The sequence below is a fragment of the Desulfosporosinus orientis DSM 765 genome (genome assembly GCF_000235605.1).
Taxonomy (GTDB): domain Bacteria; phylum Bacillota; class Desulfitobacteriia; order Desulfitobacteriales; family Desulfitobacteriaceae; genus Desulfosporosinus; species Desulfosporosinus orientis.
Genome location: NC_016584.1, coordinates 1,906,482 through 1,929,974, shown reverse-complemented (window position 1 = coordinate 1,929,974; position 23,493 = coordinate 1,906,482). Strand labels below are relative to the sequence as shown.

Genomic DNA, 23,493 nt, shown 5'->3' with positions numbered 1-23,493 from the left:
TTTGTTAAAATTGATCATAAACTAGAGGGGGGATTCTGGATGGCAAATACGCAGCAGAAGACCCTTCGGCTGACCTTTGCTACAACTCATGGGAGCACATTTACGCTTACCCTGCCGGCGCCGAGGGCAGATCTAACCGCCGCAGAAGCTGAAGCCGCTATGGAATTGATTATCGCCAAAAATATGTTCGTTACCACCGGCGGTGAATTAATCGGGAAAAAAGATATAAAAATCACGGATTCAACAACCACGGATTTGTACGATCCACCACAGTATTAAAGCCCGCCGGACGGGGAAAATGCACGGCCTGCCAATGGCAGCCGGTTTTGCGGCCCAAGGGCCGCTCTCATGGATAGAAACCCATACATGGTATTTCAAATTCGGAATCGATTCCGAATTTTAGATTCTTTCTCTATTCAGAATCACGGTTTTCATCTTGAATGGTAATGATTTTGAGCCCAGAAAACGGCTCTCCATTCATGAATTCCGTTTCTCCCTCCTCCTGTGCTATTAAAAGAATATCCATGGCATCTGCAACTTTAGCCGCAAGCTGAAAATACATCTTTCTATAGTCCAACATCCTAGTCTATACCCCCTATTTCAAGCAGCGGCAAGGCTCCGGGGCATGACCCGGTCCTGCCGTCTGCTTTTATAGGGGAAATTAAAAAGCGCATGCGAGGTTTCTTCACCCTACACATGCGCTATGCTTCGTTATTTGCTGAATCCTAAACACCTAACCACCGGAAACAACCGACTGTGAACAGAAAAGCGATCCGAATAACCGGTACGCGAACAGTTCCTTTCCGCTGCCTGGGTCGGGAATAGGCTGAATCTCCTGCTGCGTGAAGCCGCACAGTCTGCTCCTGCCGACGTTCCATTACACTCGCTTCACCCGCAGCACATGCACCTTGCTTGTGCATAAACGGGCAGCATTGTATAATAAAAATGTCGTCGTGGACAGTCTGTTACGTGTAGGTGCCTTGTACACCTGCGCGTGCCTGGAAGTGCTGCAACACTTTCAGGTCACGGCGACTTTTTAATTTCCACCTATTCCTAATTATAGCTTTTTTGACGGGGATTGCAAGGTATGGGAGAGGGGGATTTTTGCTGGGTCCTGTGAATTGCCCAGCCCCAGCTGCTTCATTGGTAAAGAAAGCCTTGTTGCTCAACCTCATAGAAGCAGCCGAACAGCCGATATTTTACACCGAAGGTGTCCAAGCCTTACTGTAACCTTACTTTTCTTAACAATAGAAAAGTTCTACGCTCCCATGTAGGGAGCGACGTTCCCCGGCTCTGTAGTCTAAATATTCCCCGGAAATTTCAATCCACGCTCCCATGTAGGGAGCGACATCTCAATTTTCCTCCTTCAACCATACTAAAATATTATTTCAATCCACGCTCCCATGTAGGGAGCGACGTTGCCAAAACTTAGCACAACTTAGCTCACATATCATTTCAATCCACGCTCCCATGTAGGGAGCGACTGGGTGGTCTGGCATTACTATTTATCTTTGCTGTATTTCAATCCACGCTCCCATGTAGGGCGACACCTCGGCCCATATCTCTAAAATAAGTCTATTCGATTTCAATCCACGCTCCCATGTAGGGAGCGACAGGCTAATGGGTCTGAGTATTTTTCAACCTTATCAATTTCAATCCACGCTCCCATGTAGGGAGCGACGTTGGGATTAAGAAATAAAGGTGTGATCACGAAGTATTTCAATCCACGCTCCCATGTAGGGAGCGACATTATCCCGTCTACGATCCTTAATGAAGTCATCAAATTTCAATCCACGCTCCCATGTAGGGAGCGACACATTCAGCAAGCAGTTGAACATCTTAAGCTGGAAATTTCAATCCACGCTCCCATGTAGGGAGCGACCTCAGTGCGCATTAATGCATTTTCTATTGCGCTTATTTCAATCCACGCTCCCATGTAGGGAGCGACGGCTTGTTGAGTGATGTTTAGCTCATCAGCTAAAATTTCAATCCACGCTCCCATGTAGGGAGCGACTCGAGTGCAGAGTGATGACCATCACGGCATATACATTTCAATCCACGCTCCCATGTAGGGAGCGACTGGAAAACGGCAGGGTAAGGTGCTTTATTAGAAGTATTTCAATCCACGCTCCCATGTAGGGAGCGACTGCGGATGTGCTGCTTTTTGTGCTCTCAAGCTAAAATTTCAATCCACGCTCCCATGTAGGGAGCGACCAATGGAATTGCAGCTAAAAAATGCGATGACTTGATTTCAATCCACGCTCCCATGTAGGGAGCGACTGGGAGATGCTTATGCCGATTTAGCTCAAAACAAAATTTCAATCCACGCTCCCATGTAGGGAGCGACAATAGAGGTGGGGTGATTGGCTACTAAACCAAAGATTTCAATCCACGCTCCCATGTAGGGAGCGACCGAGGCGGTCTTTTTATGCCCCAAATCTAAGCCTATTTCAATCCACGCTCCCATGTAGGGAGCGACTGTGTACCTACGCCAGTAAGGTCTAACTTAAGAGATTTCAATCCACGCTCCCATGTAGGGAGCGACGCGAACTTCATCATAAAACGCGTCTGAGTATTGACTATTTCAATCCACGCTCCCATGTAGGGAGCGACAGCATTAGCCGTAATGCTTACCGGTTGTCAAACGATTTCAATCCACGCTCCCATGTAGGGAGCGACGGCTGGAACTGTACCCATGGGAAGATCATGTATGTATTTCAATCCACGCTCCCATGTAGGGAGCGACATGCGTGACGTTGCTCAAGCGTATGCCGTTAGTATTTCAATCCACGCTCCCATGTAGGGAGCGACATTCTAAGAATACCGATAATACATTAATAAAACTATTTCAATCCACGCTCCCATGTAGGGAGCGACGTACTGGGCGGCTAATACCGTTACGGGAGCTGCTAAATTTCAATCCACGCTCCCATGTAGGGAGCGACCTGTGAACGTGTAAAGGATAAGTTTTATTTGGGATTTCAATCCACGCTCCCATGTAGGGAGCGACGTTAAGACAATTGAATACTGAGTACCGTTAAGGTATTTCAATCCACGCTCCCATGTAGGGAGCGACTTCATTGGACACACGGTCTCTAGAGTTGAGGTTCCATTTCAATCCACGCTCCCATGTAGGGAGCGACATATCCACTGAATTCTCTGATTGCTGATAATGTATTTCAATCCACGCTCCCATGTAGGGAGCGACGATATTTCGCTTCCCGCCGTTTCCGATTGCATGGAATTTCAATCCACGCTCCCATGTAGGGAGCGACTTAAGCTCCTCCACGCAATAGGTAACGGGGGAAAGCATTTCAATCCACGCTCCCATGTAGGGAGCGACTTTAAACGCCGAAATGGCGCGTATTGGGGTTAAAAATTTCAATCCACGCTCCCATGTAGGGAGCGACACCAAAAATCAGGAAAAACTATCTCCTAAAGAACAATTCCCACCCATCTTCTTCCATATCACACCAAAACCAACAGCCCCGTCCTCACATTCCTACATACTTCAACAAATTTCCTTACATCTTGCGGTGCGAACCTCCCGGGGATTTTATGTGTACTATAGGTTCGCACTAAATAATCAGCGTATCCTCAACATCAAAAGAAGCCTTGGCACCGATGTGCTCAACTTTATTCTTGTAATTATTCCCCAACAAATAAAACCTCAAGCTATCCTTCTCCACATCAATAATCTTCTCCAGCTTATGTTGGACTTCACGGAATTTCGCCGCATCCAGCACACATTCAAAAACCGAATTCTGAACTCTCTGCCCATAGTTCACACATTGCTTGGCGACCTGACGCAACCGCTTTCTCCCCGCTGCCGTTTGCGTATTTACATCATAGGTAATCAACACTAAAATTTTGCTTCACCTACTTCCACATAAAGGCCGGATATCCGTCCAGATCTCCCCGGATAAACCGGGCCAACAACATGGCCTGAGCATAAGGCACAAGTCCCCACTCCATTTTCTCCTGCAGAAAAGGATGCTTTATCTCCTCCTGTTTCCTGCTTTGCCACGCCTTGAGGAAATTTCTTCTCGTATCGTCATCCATGATGACCGCTCCATTTTCCATCCTGGTAAATCCATCGGGACCGACTTCCCGCCTGTTGATTAGAGAAAGAACAAACCGGTCTGCGTAGACGGCCCGCAGCTCTTCCATCAAATCCAGAGCCAGTGAGATCCTCCCCGGTCTATCCCGGTGCAAAAATCCTACATAGGGGTCCAGTCCCACCGTTTCCAGGGCAGCAGCAGCATCGTGAGCCAATAGGGTATAGGCAAAAGAGAGCATGGCATTAACATTGTCCAAAGGAGGACGTTTATTTCGGACCTTAAAATGAAAATCCTCCTTCTGCCGGAGAATCAAATCATCCAGCACTCTGAAGTATTGAGATGCCGCTTCCCCTTCCACGCCCCGCAGCTGTTCCAAATCCTTGCTGTTCTCAACCTGTTTCAGAGCATTAGCCAAGGTTTGGCAAACTCCTTTTAGCTTCTCTACATCCAGCCTTGCCCCGTGGTCCCGGGTAGCCCGCTCCACTACCCAGCGGGAGTTATATATTTTCCCCAAAATAAAGCTCTTGGCGATTCTGTGGCTTTCCCCTCCATCGTCGGAAAGCCTGTACTGGGCTTTTCTTAAGGTGACATTCCCTCTGACTTCCCCCACTACCCTGCCCAGAAATTTCCCGCTGGATTTCATAAAGCTCAAGGCAATATTGTGTTTGACACAGGCCCCCATCAAGGCCGGGCTGGCCCCGGTATAGCCAAATGCGATAATGCCCTCCAGATTATGCAGAGGAACTCTTAAGGCCTCCGCATCATCCTTCAAAATCACAATATTTTCTCCATCAAGGGATAGATAAGTATTAGGGGAGGTCACATAGAGGGTATTCAATAATTTTCTCATGGATCAACCTCGATCTCTGAAATAGTTTTCCTCATATAGTCCAGGGCCGATGGATTCTTGCATAACTTAGGCAGACAAAGTTCCTTAAGGGAACAAGCCTTGCAGGCCTTAGTAGTTCTGACTTTCGGAGTGTATCTCTTGTCATAGAGCTCATGCATCTCACAACAAATCCTTATGACTTCCTCCCTTATCTCCTCGTCCAAGGCGACTTTTGTTCTGCGTTTGGGTTCTCCATAGTATAAAAACCCTTCCGGTATGCTACATAAAAGCATCTCTTCCAAGCACATAGCCTGGGCGCATAACTGGAGCACATCCGCGTTATCCTGTTTCGGTTTGCCACGTTTATACTCCACCGGCACCGGCAAATACCTTCCATCCCTGCCGTAGAGGGTAACGCCGCCCCGGGACTTATGAAATTCAACCACGTCACAGGCCCCGGTGATCCCCAGGGTACGGGAAAAAACCCCCATCCCCCGAGAAATGATCAAATCTCCCCGCTTTTCCTTGATGGTGCTGTCATGGGTTTTCTCATGCAGGATTGCCCCCTCCACGGTACGCAGATTCTCCTGCCACTGCTGTTCGATGTGGATCAAGGCCCACTGGCGTTTGCAAAACACGTAGTGCTGGATGCCCGATAAGAGCAGGAAATCGTCTTCTTGGTATTCCATCGTTAAAACCTCACTAATCTCTCACTACATCAACGTCCCACGAACACTCCAACAATCCTTCTCCACCAATCTTTGCAGCCAACGAATCATTAAACCAAATCGATGATTTCAGGAACGCACTCCGTTGGCTCCAGCTCAATCTCATAATCATCAAAGGATTGGGGAACATCTTTTTTAGGCGTGATATGCAAAGCCCGTTGGATCATTGCCGATGTTTCTTTCGGTGTTTTTTCCCTATGCTCCCACCAGTAAACCCTGCATACTTCACAGGAGCCCTCGGGCCGTGCTGAAGAGGCATCATTCTCAAACAAGGTGCGCAATGCCTCTTTAAACTTTTCGGCATCCTCATGAGTGAAACCGGTTTTCTCCGCCAATTGGCAATTGATGCTGCCCCGGATCACATACAACCCGAAATTAACGTAATGCTTCATTCCCATGGTGTCCGATGATTTGCCGCTCTTTCCCGCTTCACTGTTCACGCTCTTGGTGATTTGCATATCCACAATATCAATAGGTGAAACACTAACCGCCTGCTGCACCGACACCGGGCCGCGCACCCCAACGGATACCTCATCCCCTTTAAAAGCAAAGACCTGGCCGAAAGCCCGCACATCAAACCATTTGCGGCAAGCGATTTGCATGCACTTATCCCGGTCTGCTTTCTTCCCTTTGCCCATTTCCGCTTTAAACTCCTCATAACCATCCGCCCGGTCCTTCAAACTTTTGTGTCCGTCGTCCGAACGGTCATCGGACTGAACGAAGATGCACTCACCCAGATCCTGAAGCCGGTTGCGGAGCTTGCGCTTGACGGCTACATCCGAGAAAATCCCATGCCCGTCATAATCTTCCCGCGGACGGTTTCCGTTAAGGGGGTCCCCGTTAATATTGGCCCGTGTGACTGAAACGATGGCCGCAAAGTCAATCTTATTTTGCAGAATGCTCATCTTCGTTCCTCTCCCTCTTCATTATTATGATCTTCGTCCGTTCCCTCCGGCGAAGAATGTCCCCCCTCTGGAGCGGGCTGCTCCTTCGGCCAGCGCTTCAAATCCGTTCTTTGGCAGTCATAGCCGATCAGATATTTTCCGTCCAGAAATTCGTTGGATATGCGGTCCTTATATTCAAATAGCCCCGTGATCTCACCCAGCAGATTCTTGTAATACTCTCTGGCGGCAGGCTTCAGCTGTTTGAGATAGGGCTGCAGATTATTCCAGATAGTATTCCAGGTCCGGAACGGGCTGCGGGAAAATGCCTGCATATACCGCTCCGCATTAGTAGTCCGCGTTTCCCCTTTCTCATAGGTGGCTCTCTCCACCCGTTCCGCCACAGCCAGTATGCGCCCGTAAAGATAGCTCCTGTCCCGATTCGTTTTATCAAGCTCCATCCTTAAAATCACTCCTTCACTTTCCATGCGCTGCTGTTTCTCCCAGTAAAGACGCTTTACCAAGGAACAAGCGATATGCAGGACCTTGTTATAATTAAACTTCCCTTTATAAGCCAATGGATTGGAGGCCTTCAGGACAGCCGCCCGCACCATATCCCGAGGGATCGCCCCGCCTTCAATAATGCACGGACGCAACCGTTCAAAAACATCTGCCAGCATGGGGGCTTTATTATCACTGTTCTTAGACAGCTTAAGCTGGGGGTTATTGTCCTCCCCCTGCTCCGTACCGTAGACGGCCAGAGCAATCTCCCGGAGGGAAGCCATCCCTTCATAGACCTTCAGCTTCTTGTCCTGAATATATTCATGTTTCCAGGCACAACTGTCATGCCACTGGTGGAGGTTTTTAAGATAACGGGAGGACTCCAGTTCTTTGTAATAAGTCATGGCCAATCTCCCCGGCGTGGCACTGTCAAGGGCCAGAACCACCATCTTGGATATACCGCTCAGCTTTGAAGCATAGCCATCCAGCGCAGCATTAAATTTTGCCGCACTGGCATAATTTGTTTCCGGAATCTCCCCTTCGTCCTCTTCAAGCAGGATCTCTTCCTCTGTTTCAAATTCAGCCTCATCTTCCGCATTTTCTGTTACTCTGGACAAAATATCAGCCGCACTGGCGTAGAAATCGGGCAAATCCCGTAAAGCATTTTCCCAGGCTACAATGCAGACCCCATCCCGGCTGAACCCTTGCCTGCGGATAATCCATTTCAAAGCGTTATGAGCTTTCTGGGAGGTGACATATCCTATGGACAATGCCTCATTATAGCCCGTATCTTTCTCTTTGGTAATGAACCTGCCCCGGTACGTAAAGTTCGTGTCGTCATTGGCGGAAATCAATTTGGCCTTGGTATCCCATTTTCCCCGGATTTTCAGAGGATGGGTTTTGGCGCGGGGCGTATGTTCCCCGGTCATATAGCAAAGGTCCGTAGTCTGAAAAGTGGATAAATAATAGTCGATAAAGCTGTTCTGCACCGTTCTGTCCAGCCATACGGCACTGTCATGAGCATTGTTCGGATCACCCAGGATATCCTCCGGCAGAAGCTCATCATTCATAAATACACGAAACCGGACAAAGGCCTTGTCCAGAGAGGTTTTTTGGACTTTCACTTTATCGGAAACAATACCGTTTTCATCGGCCCCTAACACCTGACTCCTGATTAAATCTCCCGCAACAGTCTGCTTGGCAACATAGCGATAGATAGCCCTAACTTTGGGATGCGAAAAGGGCGATTCGCACCATGCCTTAAGACCTGCAAGGTAGCGGGGAAAGGACTCTTTCAGCCTTGCCAGCTTACGCTGCCTTTCTTTTTCATTTTTGGCATCGGAAAAATAAAAGGTTACCGCCTCCAGCAAATCACCGGCAACATAGGCCAGGGAGTCAAAAAGAGGCAACGCTTTGGGGCCGCTGGTTCTGCTTTCCGGGTAAGGAGCCAGCGTTTCTGCTTCTTCCTTTTCCAGAACGCGTGCTCCCATGTAGTTTCCCTCCTGATCAATATGAATTTCTATTTGCGCCTCCATCGTGTCGTAACCTACAGGGAACAGCACCAGAGGCTTCCCCTTCCACTTCTCCGCTTTCCCGGCCCGTTCCGCGTTAGCATCATACAGGGCACAAAGGGATGCTACCCAGTTCATTCCGCTACCTCCTCCCCAGCAAATTCAGCCAAACCTGAAAAATTGCCGATAGCTTCTCCGAAAGGCTTGACTAACATTTTATGAAGGATGCGTCTGTCCCGGTCGGGAATCTCTTCCGGATCAGGAAATTGGATCACACCCCTTTTCATGATCACATGGTGGAAGCGTACGCTCATATGCTCTTTTTCCGCCTGCCTGAGCGCTTCATCCGCATAGGTAAAGCCATGAAACATATAGCCCAAATGAAGCTCCTCCACCTGATCATAGATGCTGGCTTCCTCACCGTAGACACAAGGTTCCACCGTTCCCTGGCATTCTCTGGTTCCCAGAAAAATATCCCGACGTCCGCCCCGCTCAATCATGCGCCGAGCAATATTGTGGTGTTTATGCTCATTGCGGTCGGCGGCCAGCTCAGGCCGGTTTTCATTCCAGATGAAATGAGCCCGGACCTGATAGCAAACATCTTTCAGATAGGTATAGACGGACAAATCGTTTCCGCCGTCGTAATTCCTGGTGCGGATACCCTCTGATGCCGTTTGAATCATGTTCATCACCCGGACCTCGTCAATAATCCAAACCAGAGTTGGCTTCCAGTAGACTGAGGCTAGTATCCCTTTTAATGCTTCATAAGTAGGCACATAGTAACTGGTTTTTTCTCCTCCTACCCGGGTGACCGGATCGGCAAACAAGGCTCTGTTGCCCTTGACCAGAAACTCCACGGTATTTCGTTTGACTTCCATAACCATCACCTCCTTCTTAAATGATCAGTGTTTCCATCTTAATGTCCAGGGTCTCATCCACTCCATACTCCCTGTCATAGTAACCGGGGGGGAGCACCAGAATGCCCGCGTCCTCTGATGTCAGAGCTAATCGCTGCCTTTGGATCCAGTCATTCTCCCTTAACTGCACCATGTAAGGCTGAAGCTGCCGCAGGGCCGAACGTTTTTCCTGGAGGGTCGTTGCCGCCTTCAGCTTTTTCAGCCTGTTCCCGGCCTCATCGTCGTAGTCAATGAATACATCTGCTTTTCCGTCGTCCTCGATCACGGAAAACACTTCACCCGCTTCTTTGAAGGCCTGCTTCAACTCGGGAAGCTGCTCCTGAGGATATTTTTCCTCAAATCCTTTTTTGCCGGAAGGATTGTTCGTCAACAAATGGAGCAGGTTGTGCTCCGGATCGAACTTCAGGGGATAGGCCATTTCAGCAAACAAAGAGTAAAAGTATCTTGCATAATACTCATTCATGGCGGCCTTGGATAAAGCCCCTCCAGGATAACACCCGGGGGAGGTTTTTATGCTGTACAGCAATTCCTGGGTGGCCTGCCGGGCTACTTTGAGATAACCCAGCCTGCCTGTCTGTTCATCCCGGAGGTTGATGATTGAGACGATTCCGCAGGAGGTTTCATAGTTGCGGTTGCAGCGTCCCGCCGCCTGGACAATATTATCCAGACCGGTCAGCGAACGGACGACCCGCTCAAAAGAAACATCCACTCCCGCTTCAATTAACGATGTACTGATGCAGATAATCTTTTCACCGGACTCCTTGTCCTCAAGCCCTGCGCGCAATTGACCCAGGACTCTGCTGCGATGAGCAGGACACATATTGGTGGACAAATGAAAAATCCGGTATAGGGTTTCATCCGCCAGCCTGTTCCGTATATGCTTAAAAATTTCACGAGCGCCTCGTTTGGTGTTGACAATGGCCAGCACGGATCGAGACTCATACAGTTGACCGACAATGAAATCCGCCGCTTCTTCCCGTGAATACCCCCGCTCCGTCATGCATTCCACAATTTGCACCCGCCGGAAAGCCTCACTGTATTTTTCTTCATCGACAATGATGCTTTTCGGGGGTAAGATCCGGTAATTGTCCATCTTATCCAGAAGGGGCTGGGTTGCGGAGCAAAGGACCACGGAGGTTTTGCAGAAAGTAGCCAGAAAATTCATAGCCCCGTCAAAGGGCTTTAAAACCTTTAGGGGCAGGGCCTGGATTTCATCCAGGATAATCACCGAATTCCCCAGAGCCTGCATCCGGCGCAGGTTGGAGGTCTTGCCTGCAAACAACGTGTTCAGAAACTGGACGGCGGTAGTGGCCACCACCGGGGACTGGGCCCAGTTTTCCGTCAGCAGTTGATACCTTTTCTCCTCTTCTATGTTATCTTTGCTCTCACCGTCATTAAAAATAATGTTGGAATGATGTTCCAGCACAGCTGCAGGGTCCCCGATAAACCTGGAGATTTCCCCTGCGTTTTGCTCCAGAATGGAGTTGAAAGGAGCGATATAAAAAATGCGCTCTTTTCCATAATGCCAGGCAGTATGTAAGGCATAGCGGAGAGCGGCCAGGGTTTTTCCAGCCCCGCAGGGTACCACCAAGCGGAAGATTCCCGCCTCGCCGCCGTCAAATTCTGCGCAGGCCTTGGATATTTCCCCTCGGTAAGGGTCCAGGCTGGATGGTTTTTTCCCCTTTGGCAGCTCTTCCAGTTCTTTTTCATAGTGAGCCAGATACATTTCCCACATAGCCCGGCGCTCGTCGGGTGCTTTGGGCCGGGGCAACGCTCTCTTATCTTCAAAACAGGCAGTATCTGTCCGGTCGGCATCTATGACAATGGAGGTGAGCAAGCGGGTGAACATAGCCAAATAAAATTGGATAGAACCTAATGACTTACTTTTTTTCTGCAATGCCTGAATACTTGCCACTATGGACCGGGTGTCACGGCAGGCCTCAACAAATTCTTGATTGATAGAATCCTCACCGTAGTGCCTGTAGACCTCTTTTTTTACGCTTTCATAGGAGCCGGCGACCTTTTCCGCCGCTTCCGCAAACACGGCATCCCCGTCCAGAGAAAGGCAGTCTCTCAGTCCGTGATGGCTCATAATTGCCGTCCGGACCATTTCCGCAGTTAAACGGGAACTCAGCTTTGAGGAAGCCAGTTCATTGACCAGTATGGCGCCGTGAGTAGAATGAATAACAGAACCGCGGACGACTTTTTTTCCCTCAGCCGCCGCCCGGATATATGCGGTAAACTCAGGCGTATTTTTGCCGTCGTCATGATGCCGCCCCGCCAGTTTGGCGATATTAGCAAGGCCGTAACCCTGAGCCACAGCAGCAGCCAGCTCTGCTGCATGATCATTGTGCTCATCTACATATTGCTCTTGTTTATCGGCTGCGCGGATATGAGCAATAAAACGCTTGGAGTTCGTAGGCATTCCCCCTTGCTTATACTTGTCTTTTTATTATAGCTCTCCTTTTGCCATATTTTGTGTTAGAATTTGTCGTTTCTTTTACTTTGATAAATAAAAAGAACGTCTTAACCACTTTTTATGGGAAGACATTCTTTTTACACAAATTTTCAATCCACGCTTCCCAGTGGGAAGCGACACAAGTTGTACTACTTGATGGTAAATATACGGTAAATTTCAATCCACGCTTCCCAGTGGGAAGCGACCTTACGTTAAATACTGGCTGAGTTGAAAGAAATATTTCAATCCACGCTTCCCAGTGGGAAGCGACTCGACCTTTTGACACATGATGAGTAAAGGGGGAAAGGATTTCAATCCACGCTTCCCAGTGGGAAGCGACTCTAAGGAAGGAGGAAAATAAGTGGCAAACATGGGGATTTCAATCCACGCTTCCCAGTGGGAAGCGACGCAACCATGGAGGCAAATGGTCAGGTTGATGGGATTTCAATCCACGCTTCCCAGTGGGAAGCGACTTGCGGGAATTGGTATCCGGCGTGATATAATCCATTTCAATCCACGCTTCCCAGTGGGAAGCGACTGAGGCGGGTCGAAAATGTCCTCAGTAGTGGTGCAATTTCAATCCACGCTTCCCAGTGGGAAGCGACCACACGGGCCGGAATATGAAGACCGAACTATGGAAATTTCAATCCACGCTTCCCAGTGGGAAGCGACCTCAATTCAGTGTGCAAGGGATCGACGAAGAAACAATTTCAATCCACGCTTCCCAGTGGGAAGCGACGCTCGACTCAATTACCTACGCCCCCCGATCATTCCAAATTTCAATCCACGCTTCCCAGTGGGAAGCGACATGAGCTTAGTTCAAACATTACGAGGACTAACGGAATTTCAATCCACGCTTCCCAGTGGGAAGCGACCCGGCGTTTGAATGTGTTGGATTTACTCCAAGGGAAATTTCAATCCACGCTTCCCAGTGGGAAGCGACCTAGAGTCATGCCAGCGGCTCAAATGTTATCACAATTTCAATCCACGCTTCCCAGTGGGAAGCGACGCTAATCAAATTCGCCTGAGTAAATGCACTGCGATTTCAATCCACGCTTCCCAGTGGGAAGCGACATAACTGCTCGATAATTAATTTCCCTTCGCGATCCATTTCAATCCACGCTTCCCAGTGGGAAGCGACTAATGCTTTACTGGCTAGATATATTTGTTGGCAATTTCAATCCACGCTTCCCAGTGGGAAGCGACGAATATTCAGGAAAATGAGTCTGAGGTCCTAAGATTTCAATCCACGCTTCCCAGTGGGAAGCGACAATCAGCTATGGAGCAAATGGGCATGGATAAGATTAATTTCAATCCACGCTTCCCAGTGGGAAGCGACGATCGTCGTGTACGTTGATGAGATGACTAAATTAATTTCAATCCACGCTTCCCAGTGGGAAGCGACGTCCTCAATAGCTTGAATTCTTTTTCTTTCAGCCTATTTCAATCCACGCTTCCCAGTGGGAAGCGACAGCAAAAACTAATAAAAACCATCTTATTTCAGATAGCTTTATCCTATTTTATTACCTTGCTCACCAAAAACCCAGCTCTTTCCCTAATACTCTCTACATATTTCAGCAAATTCTCACATACTTCGCGGTGCGAATCCCCAGGGATTTTATGTTCGCTTCACATTCGCACTAAAATAGTTCGTATATCCCCATTCTCCTTTTCCTGATATACCACCGACCTAAATATTAGAAAATCATAATAAGGGCAATTCCTTGCTCGATAAGTCGAACAAATTGCTCAATTTGGGCATCATCAATTACCTCTTTACCAAAAATATTACTTAAAGTGTAAGTAATACTTTTGGTAAAGTCAAGTTCTTCCAAGTTGCTCTACAATCGCCACAGCCGCTGTCTAAAGACCAAAGGCTCCACTGGAAATCAGGTCCAGATAGGGAAAACCGGGATTTTCATTGGACTGCTCTTTGCGCTTGGCAAGGAGGGAGCAGATCTCTTCGTCCAGACTCTTCAATAAAAACCCTCACCTATTTTCTAATAGAATTGCCCTGGGCTGCTGAGAGCAACCCAGGGCAATTCTATTCTATGGTCAATTCATGAATTATTAAACCCTTTTAAATAATACCGAAATAAATAATCAGCTCTTTGTCAATTGATAAATATACCTCGTTATTTTTAACCAACTGATTGTTGACTTCAAACAAAGTATCAACATCTAGAAGATTCCCATTAACTAATACTGTATAACGAATAATATTTCCCTGGGGGATAATCCGCTTGACGATTCCCTTAAGATAATAATTATTGGGAGTATGTTCAGTGTTCTCCTGCAAAGTCATCCCAATATTCTCTGGACGGATTGCATAGAAACCTTGCTTGACCTTTTCAAATGCTGTCACTTGTTGAAAAGCTTCGTGGGATAATAGATTGCAATGCCCCATGAAACTTGCGGCAAAAGTTGTTTTTGGATTTAAGTATAAATCCATTGGGGAACCAGCCTGTTCAACTTTGCCATTGTTCATTAAATAAATCCGGTCAGACATTCTCATGGCTTCTTCCTGGTCATGGGTCACAAAGACAGTTGTCATCCCTAATTCATCATGTATTTCCTTGATTTTTATCTGCAGAGCTTTCCTAAGTTTTGCATCAATAGCACTAAACGGTTCGTCTAATAGTAAGACTTTTGATTTGGTAACAATACTTCTTGCCAAGGCTACACGTTGCTTCTCACCACCGGATAATTGTCCCGGGTACTTATTTTCACTTCCCACCAGATCAACCATTTTCAGAGTGTTAGCAACCCGGCTTTTAATTTCTGCTTTGTCAAGTTTCTGCATTTTTAAACCAAAGGCAATATTTTTTGCGACTGTCATAGTCGGAAATAAACTATACTGCTGAAAAATCATACTAAGATTTCTTTCTTTGGGCAAAGCGTAAGTAATATCTCTGTTGTCTAAAAAAATCTTACCGCCATCTACTTTTTCTAAGCCCGCCAAACAGCGCAGCAATGTAGTTTTCCCACAACCGGAAGGTCCTAACAAGGTAATAAACTCACCCTGCTCAATACAAATGTTGATATTGTCTAAGACCTTTTTGCCAGCAAAGGATTTTTCAATGCTTTCAAATCTAATATAGCTCATAGTTTTTTCCATTTTTTAAAATTATTTAATTGACTTTACAAATTGCATATCAATAATTTGGTTATAAGGGATCGGTGCTTTAATTACCCCATTTTTGATACAGAAGTTTTCCACTGCTGTCTGGGATTCTTCAGAAATATAGCCGGTTTTGGTAACAGCGCCTTTTAAAATTGAGATTTTCTTAGTTAAAACATCCACATTCATTCCCTGGAATAAAGGCGAAATCAATTTAGCCACTTCTGCTGCACTATGTTCATTGATCCATTTAGTACCTTTATCCACTGCATTAACAAAACCTTGTACGGTTTTAGGATTTTTAGCGGCAAACTCGCCTGTAGCAGCAATAATTTCTCCTGAAAAGACATCTGTTTTTAAGTACTTGGCAGCATCAGCCGGGTTGGAAGTATCAACTAATACATTGACATCCATACTTTGAATTTCTACCCGGTTATCAACATTAATGTAACTGGCTTTGATTTGTCCTTTACTTAAGGCTGACATCGAAGCGCTGTAATCCAAATTAACAAAGGTAACATCTTTTTGTGGATCTAAGCCGCCTTCTTTGAGAATAGCAGAGACAAAAGAATAGGGTGCAGACCCTGGCATACCTGCAAAAATCGCTTGACCTTTGAGATCTTTGACACTTTTAATATCACTGGCACTGACAAAGCCATAAAGTCTGGTATCTAAGACGGAATAAATAATCGAAGAATCTAAACCTTCTTCTTCTGCCTTCAGAACCGGTTCCTGGGACAATAAGCAAAATTGTGAATCCCCTCCGTGCATTCCCTGGAAGGCAATCGGCCCATCTTTGTATAAGGCAAATTCCGGAGCTATTCCCTCTTCCTGAAAATAACCATTTTGATAAGCGACGTAAACTGCTGACCAGCTTAAATTTCTGAACTCTGAAATCACTACCTTGGTTAATTCCTTACCGGCTGTTTCTTTTTCTGTTGCCTTCTCTTTTGTGCCACATCCGGCCAGTAGGGTTGTGGACATAACCAATAAGAGCAGCATTGCAATAATTTTTTTCATTTCTTTTTCTCCTTTAAATTTATTTGTAATTACTTAGTGAAATCACTTGCTTTCCATACTCATAGATAAATTGGTTTCCACCTTCCAGCGCAGTGCGTATTTTTCAACTTTATCCAAACACCAATTTAATACAATGCCTACTATCAGCAAGATGGTGATACAGGACATCACTCTGCGGACCATAAAAAAAGAGGTGGCATAGGTTACCATCCAGCCAAAGCCACCGGCAGCACCCATATACTCACCAATAATGGCACCTACCATACACGCTCCTACCCCAGCCCGGATACCCGAAAGGATCCAGGGCATACTGGCTGGCAACACTACATACCACAAGGTTTGGAAGGAATTTGCGCCTAGGATATGGGCAGATTCAACCAGATTTTGTTCAATGTTTTTGATGGCATTATAAGTTGCAAAAAACACGCAAAAAAACACCATTAGACCTGCTAAAAAAACTTTTGATGTTAACCCCAGACCAAACCATAAAACATATACCGGTGCTAAAGCCAACTGGGGAATACCATTAATTGCAGTCAAAATCGGAGTAAGGATTTTTCCAAGGGTTACAAACTGACCAAATAAAACCCCTAACAAGATTCCGATAGTTGTTCCATAAAACAAACCTAAGAAGGCTTCTTTCAAAGTAATTGAGGTATGATAGGTCAAATCGCCACTTTTGGCAAAAGTAATTATGTCTTTGACAATTTCGGTGGGGTAACTGGTAAAAAACGGGTTGTACCAACGATTTTTCGCAGACCATTCCCATAAGGCGATAAATCCTAAAACCAGCAGAGTTCGAGTGGTTATAATCAATATTCTCTTTTTATCCATAAGCTTTCTGCTTAGTCAACCTCCTTCCTCTGCTTTTGCTTTTGTTTATCTTGTTCTAATTTCAAATAATATGTATAATTGAACCTTATTTCAGAACCGTCATAGCCTAACTTGGCGAGCTTTGCCTGGATAACCTTTTTGCGTTCATTCATTTCAACCGCATTGACGGTTAAACGGACGCCTTCAATTACCTTACCAAACTTTTCATAAGGAATTCCCACAGCTACTTCAGTATGTCGCCATTTTGCTAAAAATCTGGTCCCTGAACAAAACAGTGAAACATTAATCTGATTTGTCATTAAGGGGTAAGATGTGCATTCCACACAAACTGCCTGATTTCCCAACATATTAAAATTCGGCTGCAAGCCATAGACATAGGAATACCCCTGTATGACGCGCATGATCTGATAACTGTCACCCACCATCAAAACGACATCCGGATCCGACTCAAATTGTTCCAGTGGTTTAATAATGACTCCATAAGTATCTGGCGGACAATATTTCATTTGCCTGGCAACACTTGCTGCAAGTTCGGACGATTCATATAGCCCTAAGGCACAACCATCCTGACCATTATAAAAACTTTCTGGAGACGGGGTTAGGCCGAGGGCTCTCGTACTTCCTCGACACCCCGAAAATTCTTTGGTCATTTTCAAGGCTTTCCCATTTGTTGCAAGCTTAACCGCTACACAATACGCAAGTGGATAGGTCAATTCTTTAGCTTGGGCTTGCTCGAATTCAGCTTTGGACTTAACTATCTTAATCCCAACTATTTGCCTGTCTAAATCTAATACCGCATAGGCTTTTTCCACATCAGCCTTGTTAACCACACTATCTTTCTCCTAACTAATATATTAATGACTCAACTTTATTTCCCTATTATCCATACTCTTGTCCCCCTCTTAGATAGACATGTAGTTAAATACGTATCACTTTTCCCCTTTCATGGATTGTGCAAATAATCTCAGGTATTGCGGAAATCTTTCCGATCATAATTCTATCCTTGATACCGTTATAATCCAGGGAGGTCACGCACGCTCCCCACTCCTTCTCTACAACAGCTTCCGAGAGTTAGAAAGAAACTATGCATTAAGACTTTTTCCCAAATCTAAATCTTAATGACCAATAGTATCTGAGCTTATGAAATAGGTAAAGGGCATAGGATCGCCCTGCCCAATATAATCATTTAATTATCTAATTATATCATTAATTACATATGTTTTAAAGTGCCAATTAAGTAATCAAAGTCTAATATTGAATACGAGATGATCCGCTAAAACATCATGATCAATATAAAATCCCTATTCCTAATTGGAGAAAATCGGGATTGACAAAGCCATCATGGGGATGATTTAACACGGTATCAACATAAACTCGTTCGGGCTCGTTCCTCTAAAAAAAGCCGGATCCACAACCAGCCAATCTGTTCCATGGAGCCGGACGGGCTTGTCCTCAAATTCGGATACGAATCCGAATTTGAGGAAGACCCATAACGTTAACTATGTAAATGTCAAACATCGATCACTGCCTCGCCCCACCCTCTACTGAGCAATAACCAAACAGATTTCTATATTTCTTCTATCAACCCATATCCAGAATCAAACGAATCTAGGATTTCAGATAACTCAACCATATGCCGCGGCTCGCGGCATCAATGATAATGAAAATAGTGTTTAAATTTTTTGTCCCTTCCCAGGGGCCTTTTTTGGTATGTATAAATGGCTTATAGGTCGGACTAAACGAACGCGGTGGACGATTGGTAGAATCCGATCTTTGGGCGGATGAGCCCGTGCATAACTCTGCGACAGCTGCCTGTGTGGATCAATGATTGTGCTTTTTAGCACCGAAACTACAGTGCTTTTTTCGGGCAGCCATGTCCACCTATACACTTAAATGAAGGAGGTAAACGATCTGAAAGTTATTCACCCTATTTGCGCCGGAATTGATGCCCACAAAAGTTTTATGACCGTCGCTATCATCACTACCAAAAATAATGGTGTCTATCAGACCGAAGTAAAGACATTCTCAACTATGATCGATGGTATTGAAATGGCAACCAGTTGGCTTCATCAACACGACTGCCACGTTGTCGTGATTGAAAGCACCGGCAAGTACTGGATACCCGTTTTTAATCTTATGGAAGACTCTTTCGCTCTTACCCTAGCAAACCCCTACTTTACAAAAACATTTCCGGGCAACAAAACGGATCGCCGGGATGCTAAGTGGCTTGCGGAGCTACACAGGCTGGGTCTGGTTCAACCCAGTTTTATTCCCCTAAAACCTATTCGCGAAGTTAAACGTGGATATAAACTAGAAGCAGCGACTTAGCCTTACCAATGGTAAATGGTCTTATTTGAGCTATGTTTTTTGGGAGTATCCATAGCTCCTTTTTAGTGTTGCCTTTTTTAGGACACAGTGCTTAATGCAAGTATCTTGGGTATTTTCAAACTACGTCCCGCGTGTTTGCGACGCGTCTCAACTGCATTCATATTGACGAAGTGTCGAAAAAACGCTGTTATGTGCAGTAACGGCATATAAATTCATTCATTCTCGTAATTATCACTTATGCCATTTCCTTTATTCAACTTACCTAACTGTAGAAATTTTCTTGATACTAGTATTGAAAAAACTATCCAAGGAATGAGTGAAGCAAGTGAGAAAACAAGTCCAATAGTTCCTGCGGTCGAAGGAATCATCATTAATAATCCTGAAGATAACCCGATTGCTGCATTCTTCTTACTGTAAATTGAACTTTTAAGCATTACACACGAAATAATTATTAAAGATATACCGTTTAAAATATAATATATGTCAAACGCGGTTCCTTTCCAACTAGAAAGCATCGTTTGACCAGCAGACAGATATATGGTTTTAGTAGTTTCTGAAATAGCCCCGTAGTAAAGACTACTTATCGATAACATTTCAAAAGCTTTATTTGATGATAAATAAGCTGATATACCAGAAGCCCTAGTAAAAGTGCAATTATCATAAGGCTTTCATTCTTTTGTTTAAGTGAAAAATAGAGAGCAAGATACATAGTAGCAACAATAACATTGTTAATTACATAAAGTAAATCAAGATGAATTAAACCTAATATCCAATTATTATGGAATAATTCAAACCAGCTTTCAATAGAAGCCGGGACAGGAAAAATTGTAAAAATTACTATCTGTATAGGAATGATGATAAGCATGATTATTGTTGCATAACCTGCTATTTTGTACAGGCTTCCCCATCTTTCTGGATTAGCTTCATCTAATAGGCTCCTATTGATCTCATTCATGAAATACAACCTCCAAAAAATATCTCTTTTTCTATAATAAGACCCAGTTATTGCACATAACGTTCCGAGGGTTTGCGACGTCGGGTTACTACTTTCATATTCTCTCCGATGTCGCAAACCCTCCGTTAGACGAAACCGCCTTGCATGCGGTTTTTAATAGAAGGAGAAAAGCGATGAGACAGTGGAAGATAGGAATATTACTATTTAATGAGGTTGAAGTATTAGACTTTGCAGGACCATTCGAGGTATTTTCCATTACGAATTACCCAGAATCCAACGTTAAACCATTTGAAGTTAAAACTGTTGCTCAAACAAAAGAAACAGTCCGAGCACGCAATGGACTTAAAGTTGTACCGGATTATTGCTTTGCGGATAATCCTAACTTCGACATCTTGGTTATCCCTGGTGGATACGGTGCAGAAGAGATTGAAATTCATAATGATGATGTTGTTGGATGGATAAAAGACCAAATGAATAAGGTTACATTAATGACATCTGTATGCACTGGCGCATTCTTGCTAGCTAAAGCGGGTTTGTTAGACGGTAAAAGAGCCACAACTCACTGGATGGATATTGATAGGTTAGAGCGGGAATTCGAAAAGGTTGAAGTGGAACGAGGCGTTAAGTACGTTGACGAGGGTTCAATAATTACAGCTGGCGGGATCTCAGCTGGAATTAATATGTCCTTTTTTATGATTCTAAAACTTCTAGGAGAAGAGATCGCTCGGACAACTGCCAAGAGAATGGAGTACGATATCTGTTTTTAGTTTTTAGGGAACGGGCGGCTTCGTCTAACAGTGAATTTGCAAAATCTGAGAGAAGATGAAAGTAATAACCAAACTTCGCAAATTCACAGGACGTTAGGCGGCGGGCCATGCCCCGAAATTCAGAGACGACCATGGACGGGAGTCCCTTAAACGTTCCCCCATCGAACTATATTGATGCACTAAATTAAGAAGAATGCGAACTACACTTAAATTTTGAGCAACATAAATTTATGCCCGCTATAAATAAAGAGGAAATTCTAATGGTACTTTCTGAACTTCATGATGGAGTACAATAGGGTCTGAAATCAGGCAATATTTATTATCTTCTGGGTAAGTAACAGCTATATGAGGATTTGAGCCTGCAAAGCTATGGATTGACTTAATATTTTCCCAATAGGATACCATGAAAAAATGTTCAAATTCACCTTGCGATAAGCTATAAATATAAGCTCCCTTATTTCCAGATAATGCTTTTGCTTCTGCAATACCTGTATTTTTCAAATAATTTTGAAAAGCTTCTGCTTTTTCAATCGGAACTATTCCATGCCAAGTCCGTGTAGTGGCAATCTTCAAAAGCAACATTCAAAATTTATCCTCTGTCCATTCCAGAAAGTTTGTACAATTCCTCAAATATATGTCCGTCGTTAAAATCCTCTACCCCAATATCCCTTAACAAAAGAATTAAACCAAAAGCCCATAAATCATCGTTTTCTGATAATACTCTTTTCGCAGCTTCCTCTATATATGGCATTAATTCATTTGAATCCATGCTTTTCAATATTTCCCTAATTGTATTTACTCCTGGCCAATTAACATCTTGAAACCATTCCATTAAATATGGGATTATTGGTTTAATCCGCGGGTAGCCAATTGACTTTAAAACTATAGCGGCATTATGCCAGCAAAATTTATGATTAAGTTCACTCAGTTGAACCAAATAAACAAGATCTAACTCTTCAATTTCTTGTAATTTTTCTATTGCTTTCTTTTGAACCTCTTCAGGTTTGCTCCAATCCAAATCCCGGATTAATTCTTTGATATTAACCATTCCAACCCCATACTTTCACTCCGAAATTGCCATTACACATAACGTCCCGCGTATTCCCGAAGTCTGGTTATTTCATTCATATTATCTCAGATTTTGGGAATACGCTGTTATCTGATGACGCAGCAAAGACATACCCAAATTTACTTAGATTCGGAATGAACACTTTTATCCAAGTCGCTCATTGTTACATAAATCATTTCAACCATTATGTTTCTTCAACTCTTCCAAAGGATAAAAGGTTCCCCGCCATTCGATACCGCCTCGACTTAGTGTCTTAACAGTAGAGTTAATTACTATTCCAATGTAAACCAAAGCTGATATAGGGTGAAACAAAACGTAAAAGCGAGAGGTATCGATATATTTCGCTAAGTAACTATAGACAGCAAACACTGTGAGGACAGAAAAGCCGCACAATGTTCTTGCCCAAATTGATCCAAAGAATAAACCGACAAATGGGTAAACATGTAGTAATAGCATCGAAAAGCATGATCCCATTGCAACTAAAACACTGTAATTCACACCAGCAAATTGATTCTTTTCAAGTCCTTTGAAAGTGGCTGAGATGTTCTCATACCCTCTTACGGTAATAAATTGCTTACTAAACCCGAAGCCCTGTTTGTATCCCTTCTGTATTACTAATTTACCTAAAGACATGTCATCAACTGGTTGCAAAGGGATTGCTTCGTAACCACCAATTTCTTGGTATACGGATCTTTTTATTAAGTTAAATGCCCCTATTCCTACGCTCTTGCCAAATATCGCAAGAAATGTAATTGCTAACATAACATAGGCAGTAAGAGCATTTCCCAAAATACTTTTTACTAAAAAATTTGGAGCTATTGTTAAGTGATCAAGTGTATGCTCAGAAGCATAACTAACAGCTTTCTTTAAGCTATCGGGGGAAAACATTATATCGGCATCAGTCAAAAGTAGCCACTCACCCGTAGCTTCCTTCACACCTTGGTAAACAGCATGATTTTTACCTAACCAGTTTGGAGGTAAATCAAAAATTGTTATAACTTTCAGTTGAGGATATTTTACTTTAAGATCCTCCAGAATCGCCCCTGTTTGATCAGTCGAGCGATCATTCACTAATACTATCTCTAAACTAGGGTAGTCTTGGCTAATTAACTGTGTAACTGCCTGTTCAATGGATTCTTCTTCATTACAAGCCGGAATTATTACAGATAATGGCGGATAAATAGTGTGATTGTTAGAATTATCGTTTTTCCAAAATACTGGTAATTTCTTCATATATCTAAACCAAATTAAACCCATACCTAGCCACATTACAAAGACGATTAAAGCCAATACTCCAAATAGATCATTCATAACTTTCTCTCCTCCCCCGTTTTAGACTCCTCTTTGAATAATAAACCTCAGCGATTAAACCCCAGGTAGTCCACTCTTATATATTCCTAGCGGTTTCAGATAACGTGTCGCGTGTTCCCGAAGTCTGATTACTACTTTCACACAATCTCAGATTTTGGGAACACGTTGTTATCGGAAGTGTTCCCGTTTCTCTAACCCAAGA

General features: G+C 44.4%; 22 protein-coding genes and 2 CRISPR repeat arrays. Of the genes, 4 read left to right on the top strand and 18 right to left on the bottom strand.

Annotation, left to right across the window (positions count from 1 at the left end):
- Positions 1-39: 39 nt before the first annotated feature.
- Complete coding sequence (locus DESOR_RS08870; RefSeq protein ID WP_014184265.1) at positions 40-279, top strand: DUF2922 domain-containing protein; 240 nt, start codon at positions 40-42, stop codon at positions 277-279.
- A 133-nt stretch (positions 280-412) separates the two neighbouring features.
- On the opposite strand, the gene DESOR_RS29305 is transcribed toward DESOR_RS08870, so the two are convergent.
- From DESOR_RS29305 to DESOR_RS08815, 14 genes are all read right to left on the bottom strand, one after another.
- On the bottom strand, positions 413-580 hold the full coding sequence (locus DESOR_RS29305; RefSeq protein ID WP_014184264.1) for a hypothetical protein: 168 nt from the start codon (positions 578-580) through the stop codon (positions 413-415).
- Positions 581-725: 145 nt separating this feature from the next.
- Entirely contained in the window at positions 726-878 is a 153-nt protein-coding gene (locus tag DESOR_RS30170) for a hypothetical protein (RefSeq protein WP_242832476.1), read from the bottom strand.
- Between the two features lie 439 nt (positions 879-1,317).
- A CRISPR array of direct repeats spans positions 1,318-3,410; the repeat unit is 32 nt; unit sequence ATTTCAATCCACGCTCCCATGTAGGGAGCGAC.
- Positions 3,411-3,578: 168 nt separating this feature from the next.
- Positions 3,579-3,869, bottom strand: coding sequence for a CRISPR-associated endonuclease Cas2 (cas2, locus tag DESOR_RS08865; protein ID WP_014184263.1), 291 nt, complete (start codon positions 3,867-3,869; stop codon positions 3,579-3,581).
- A gap of 10 nt (positions 3,870-3,879) precedes the next feature.
- A complete protein-coding gene (gene cas1c / locus DESOR_RS08860) occupies positions 3,880-4,911 on the bottom strand; it encodes a type I-C CRISPR-associated endonuclease Cas1c (protein ID WP_014184262.1) in 1,032 nt (343 codons plus the stop codon).
- Positions 4,908-5,579 carry a CRISPR-associated protein Cas4 gene (cas4, locus tag DESOR_RS08855; RefSeq protein WP_014184261.1) on the bottom strand — a complete coding sequence of 224 codons (672 nt, stop codon included), beginning with the start codon at positions 5,577-5,579 and terminating at the stop codon, positions 4,908-4,910. The genes cas1c and cas4 overlap by 4 nt, the downstream gene beginning before the upstream one ends.
- An 89-nt stretch (positions 5,580-5,668) precedes the next feature.
- Positions 5,669-6,523 (bottom strand): type I-C CRISPR-associated protein Cas7/Csd2, encoded by an 855-nt coding sequence (gene cas7c / locus DESOR_RS08850; RefSeq protein WP_014184260.1) that lies wholly within the window; start codon positions 6,521-6,523, stop codon positions 5,669-5,671.
- Positions 6,520-8,649 carry a type I-C CRISPR-associated protein Cas8c/Csd1 gene (cas8c, locus tag DESOR_RS08845; protein WP_014184259.1) on the bottom strand — a complete coding sequence of 710 codons (2,130 nt, stop codon included), beginning with the start codon at positions 8,647-8,649 and terminating at the stop codon, positions 6,520-6,522. The genes cas7c and cas8c overlap by 4 nt, the downstream gene beginning before the upstream one ends.
- The gene (gene cas5c / locus DESOR_RS08840) at positions 8,646-9,389 is read right to left on the bottom strand and encodes a type I-C CRISPR-associated protein Cas5c (protein ID WP_014184258.1); all 744 of its coding nucleotides are present in this window, start codon (positions 9,387-9,389) and stop codon (positions 8,646-8,648) included. Before cas5c ends, cas8c begins: the two co-directional genes overlap by 4 nt.
- Positions 9,390-9,405: 16 nt before the next feature.
- Positions 9,406-11,853, bottom strand: a complete 2,448-nt coding sequence (locus DESOR_RS08835; protein ID WP_014184257.1) for a CRISPR-associated helicase/endonuclease Cas3 — start codon at positions 11,851-11,853, stop codon at positions 9,406-9,408.
- A gap of 140 nt (positions 11,854-11,993) precedes the next feature.
- Positions 11,994-13,358: a CRISPR direct-repeat array (repeat unit 32 nt; unit sequence ATTTCAATCCACGCTTCCCAGTGGGAAGCGAC).
- A gap of 225 nt (positions 13,359-13,583) precedes the next feature.
- Positions 13,584-13,721, bottom strand: coding sequence for a hypothetical protein (locus DESOR_RS29300; RefSeq protein WP_158309019.1), 138 nt, complete (start codon positions 13,719-13,721; stop codon positions 13,584-13,586).
- A gap of 245 nt (positions 13,722-13,966) precedes the next feature.
- On the bottom strand, positions 13,967-14,992 hold the full coding sequence (locus tag DESOR_RS08830; RefSeq protein WP_014184256.1) for an ABC transporter ATP-binding protein: 1,026 nt from the start codon (positions 14,990-14,992) through the stop codon (positions 13,967-13,969).
- Between the two features lie 21 nt (positions 14,993-15,013).
- Positions 15,014-16,027 (bottom strand): ABC transporter substrate-binding protein, encoded by a 1,014-nt coding sequence (locus tag DESOR_RS08825; protein ID WP_014184255.1) that lies wholly within the window; start codon positions 16,025-16,027, stop codon positions 15,014-15,016.
- A gap of 42 nt (positions 16,028-16,069) precedes the next feature.
- Entirely contained in the window at positions 16,070-16,861 is a 792-nt protein-coding gene (locus DESOR_RS08820) for an ABC transporter permease (protein ID WP_014184254.1), read from the bottom strand.
- A gap of 11 nt (positions 16,862-16,872) precedes the next feature.
- A complete protein-coding gene (locus DESOR_RS08815) occupies positions 16,873-17,691 on the bottom strand; it encodes a DUF169 domain-containing protein (RefSeq protein ID WP_014184253.1) in 819 nt (272 codons plus the stop codon).
- 1,063 nt (positions 17,692-18,754) lie between these two features.
- Here DESOR_RS08815 and DESOR_RS08810 point away from each other — a divergent pair.
- Both DESOR_RS08810 and DESOR_RS30015 read left to right on the top strand, forming a co-directional pair.
- Positions 18,755-19,189 (top strand): IS110 family transposase, encoded by a 435-nt coding sequence (locus DESOR_RS08810; protein WP_014184252.1) that lies wholly within the window; start codon positions 18,755-18,757, stop codon positions 19,187-19,189.
- Between the two features lie 237 nt (positions 19,190-19,426).
- A complete protein-coding gene (locus DESOR_RS30015) occupies positions 19,427-19,606 on the top strand; it encodes a hypothetical protein (protein ID WP_202946176.1) in 180 nt (59 codons plus the stop codon).
- A 163-nt stretch (positions 19,607-19,769) separates the two neighbouring features.
- Here DESOR_RS30015 and DESOR_RS30010 read toward each other — a convergent pair whose 3' ends face one another.
- Positions 19,770-20,144 carry a hypothetical protein gene (locus DESOR_RS30010; RefSeq protein WP_014184251.1) on the bottom strand — a complete coding sequence of 125 codons (375 nt, stop codon included), beginning with the start codon at positions 20,142-20,144 and terminating at the stop codon, positions 19,770-19,772.
- A 173-nt stretch (positions 20,145-20,317) separates the two neighbouring features.
- Here DESOR_RS30010 and DESOR_RS08800 point away from each other — a divergent pair, with 173 nt between their 5' ends.
- Entirely contained in the window at positions 20,318-20,911 is a 594-nt protein-coding gene (locus DESOR_RS08800) for a DJ-1/PfpI family protein (RefSeq protein WP_014184250.1), read from the top strand.
- 237 nt (positions 20,912-21,148) lie between these two features.
- Here DESOR_RS08800 and DESOR_RS08795 read toward each other — a convergent pair whose 3' ends face one another.
- From DESOR_RS08795 to DESOR_RS08785, 3 genes are all read right to left on the bottom strand, one after another.
- Complete coding sequence (locus DESOR_RS08795) at positions 21,149-21,493, bottom strand: DUF4188 domain-containing protein (RefSeq protein ID WP_014184249.1); 345 nt, start codon at positions 21,491-21,493, stop codon at positions 21,149-21,151.
- 7 nt (positions 21,494-21,500) lie between these two features.
- The gene (locus tag DESOR_RS08790; protein ID WP_014184248.1) at positions 21,501-21,959 is read right to left on the bottom strand and encodes a DUF5071 domain-containing protein; all 459 of its coding nucleotides are present in this window, start codon (positions 21,957-21,959) and stop codon (positions 21,501-21,503) included.
- Between the two features lie 198 nt (positions 21,960-22,157).
- Positions 22,158-23,291 carry a glycosyltransferase family 2 protein gene (locus tag DESOR_RS08785; protein WP_014184247.1) on the bottom strand — a complete coding sequence of 378 codons (1,134 nt, stop codon included), beginning with the start codon at positions 23,289-23,291 and terminating at the stop codon, positions 22,158-22,160.
- Positions 23,292-23,493: the final 202 nt, after the last annotated feature.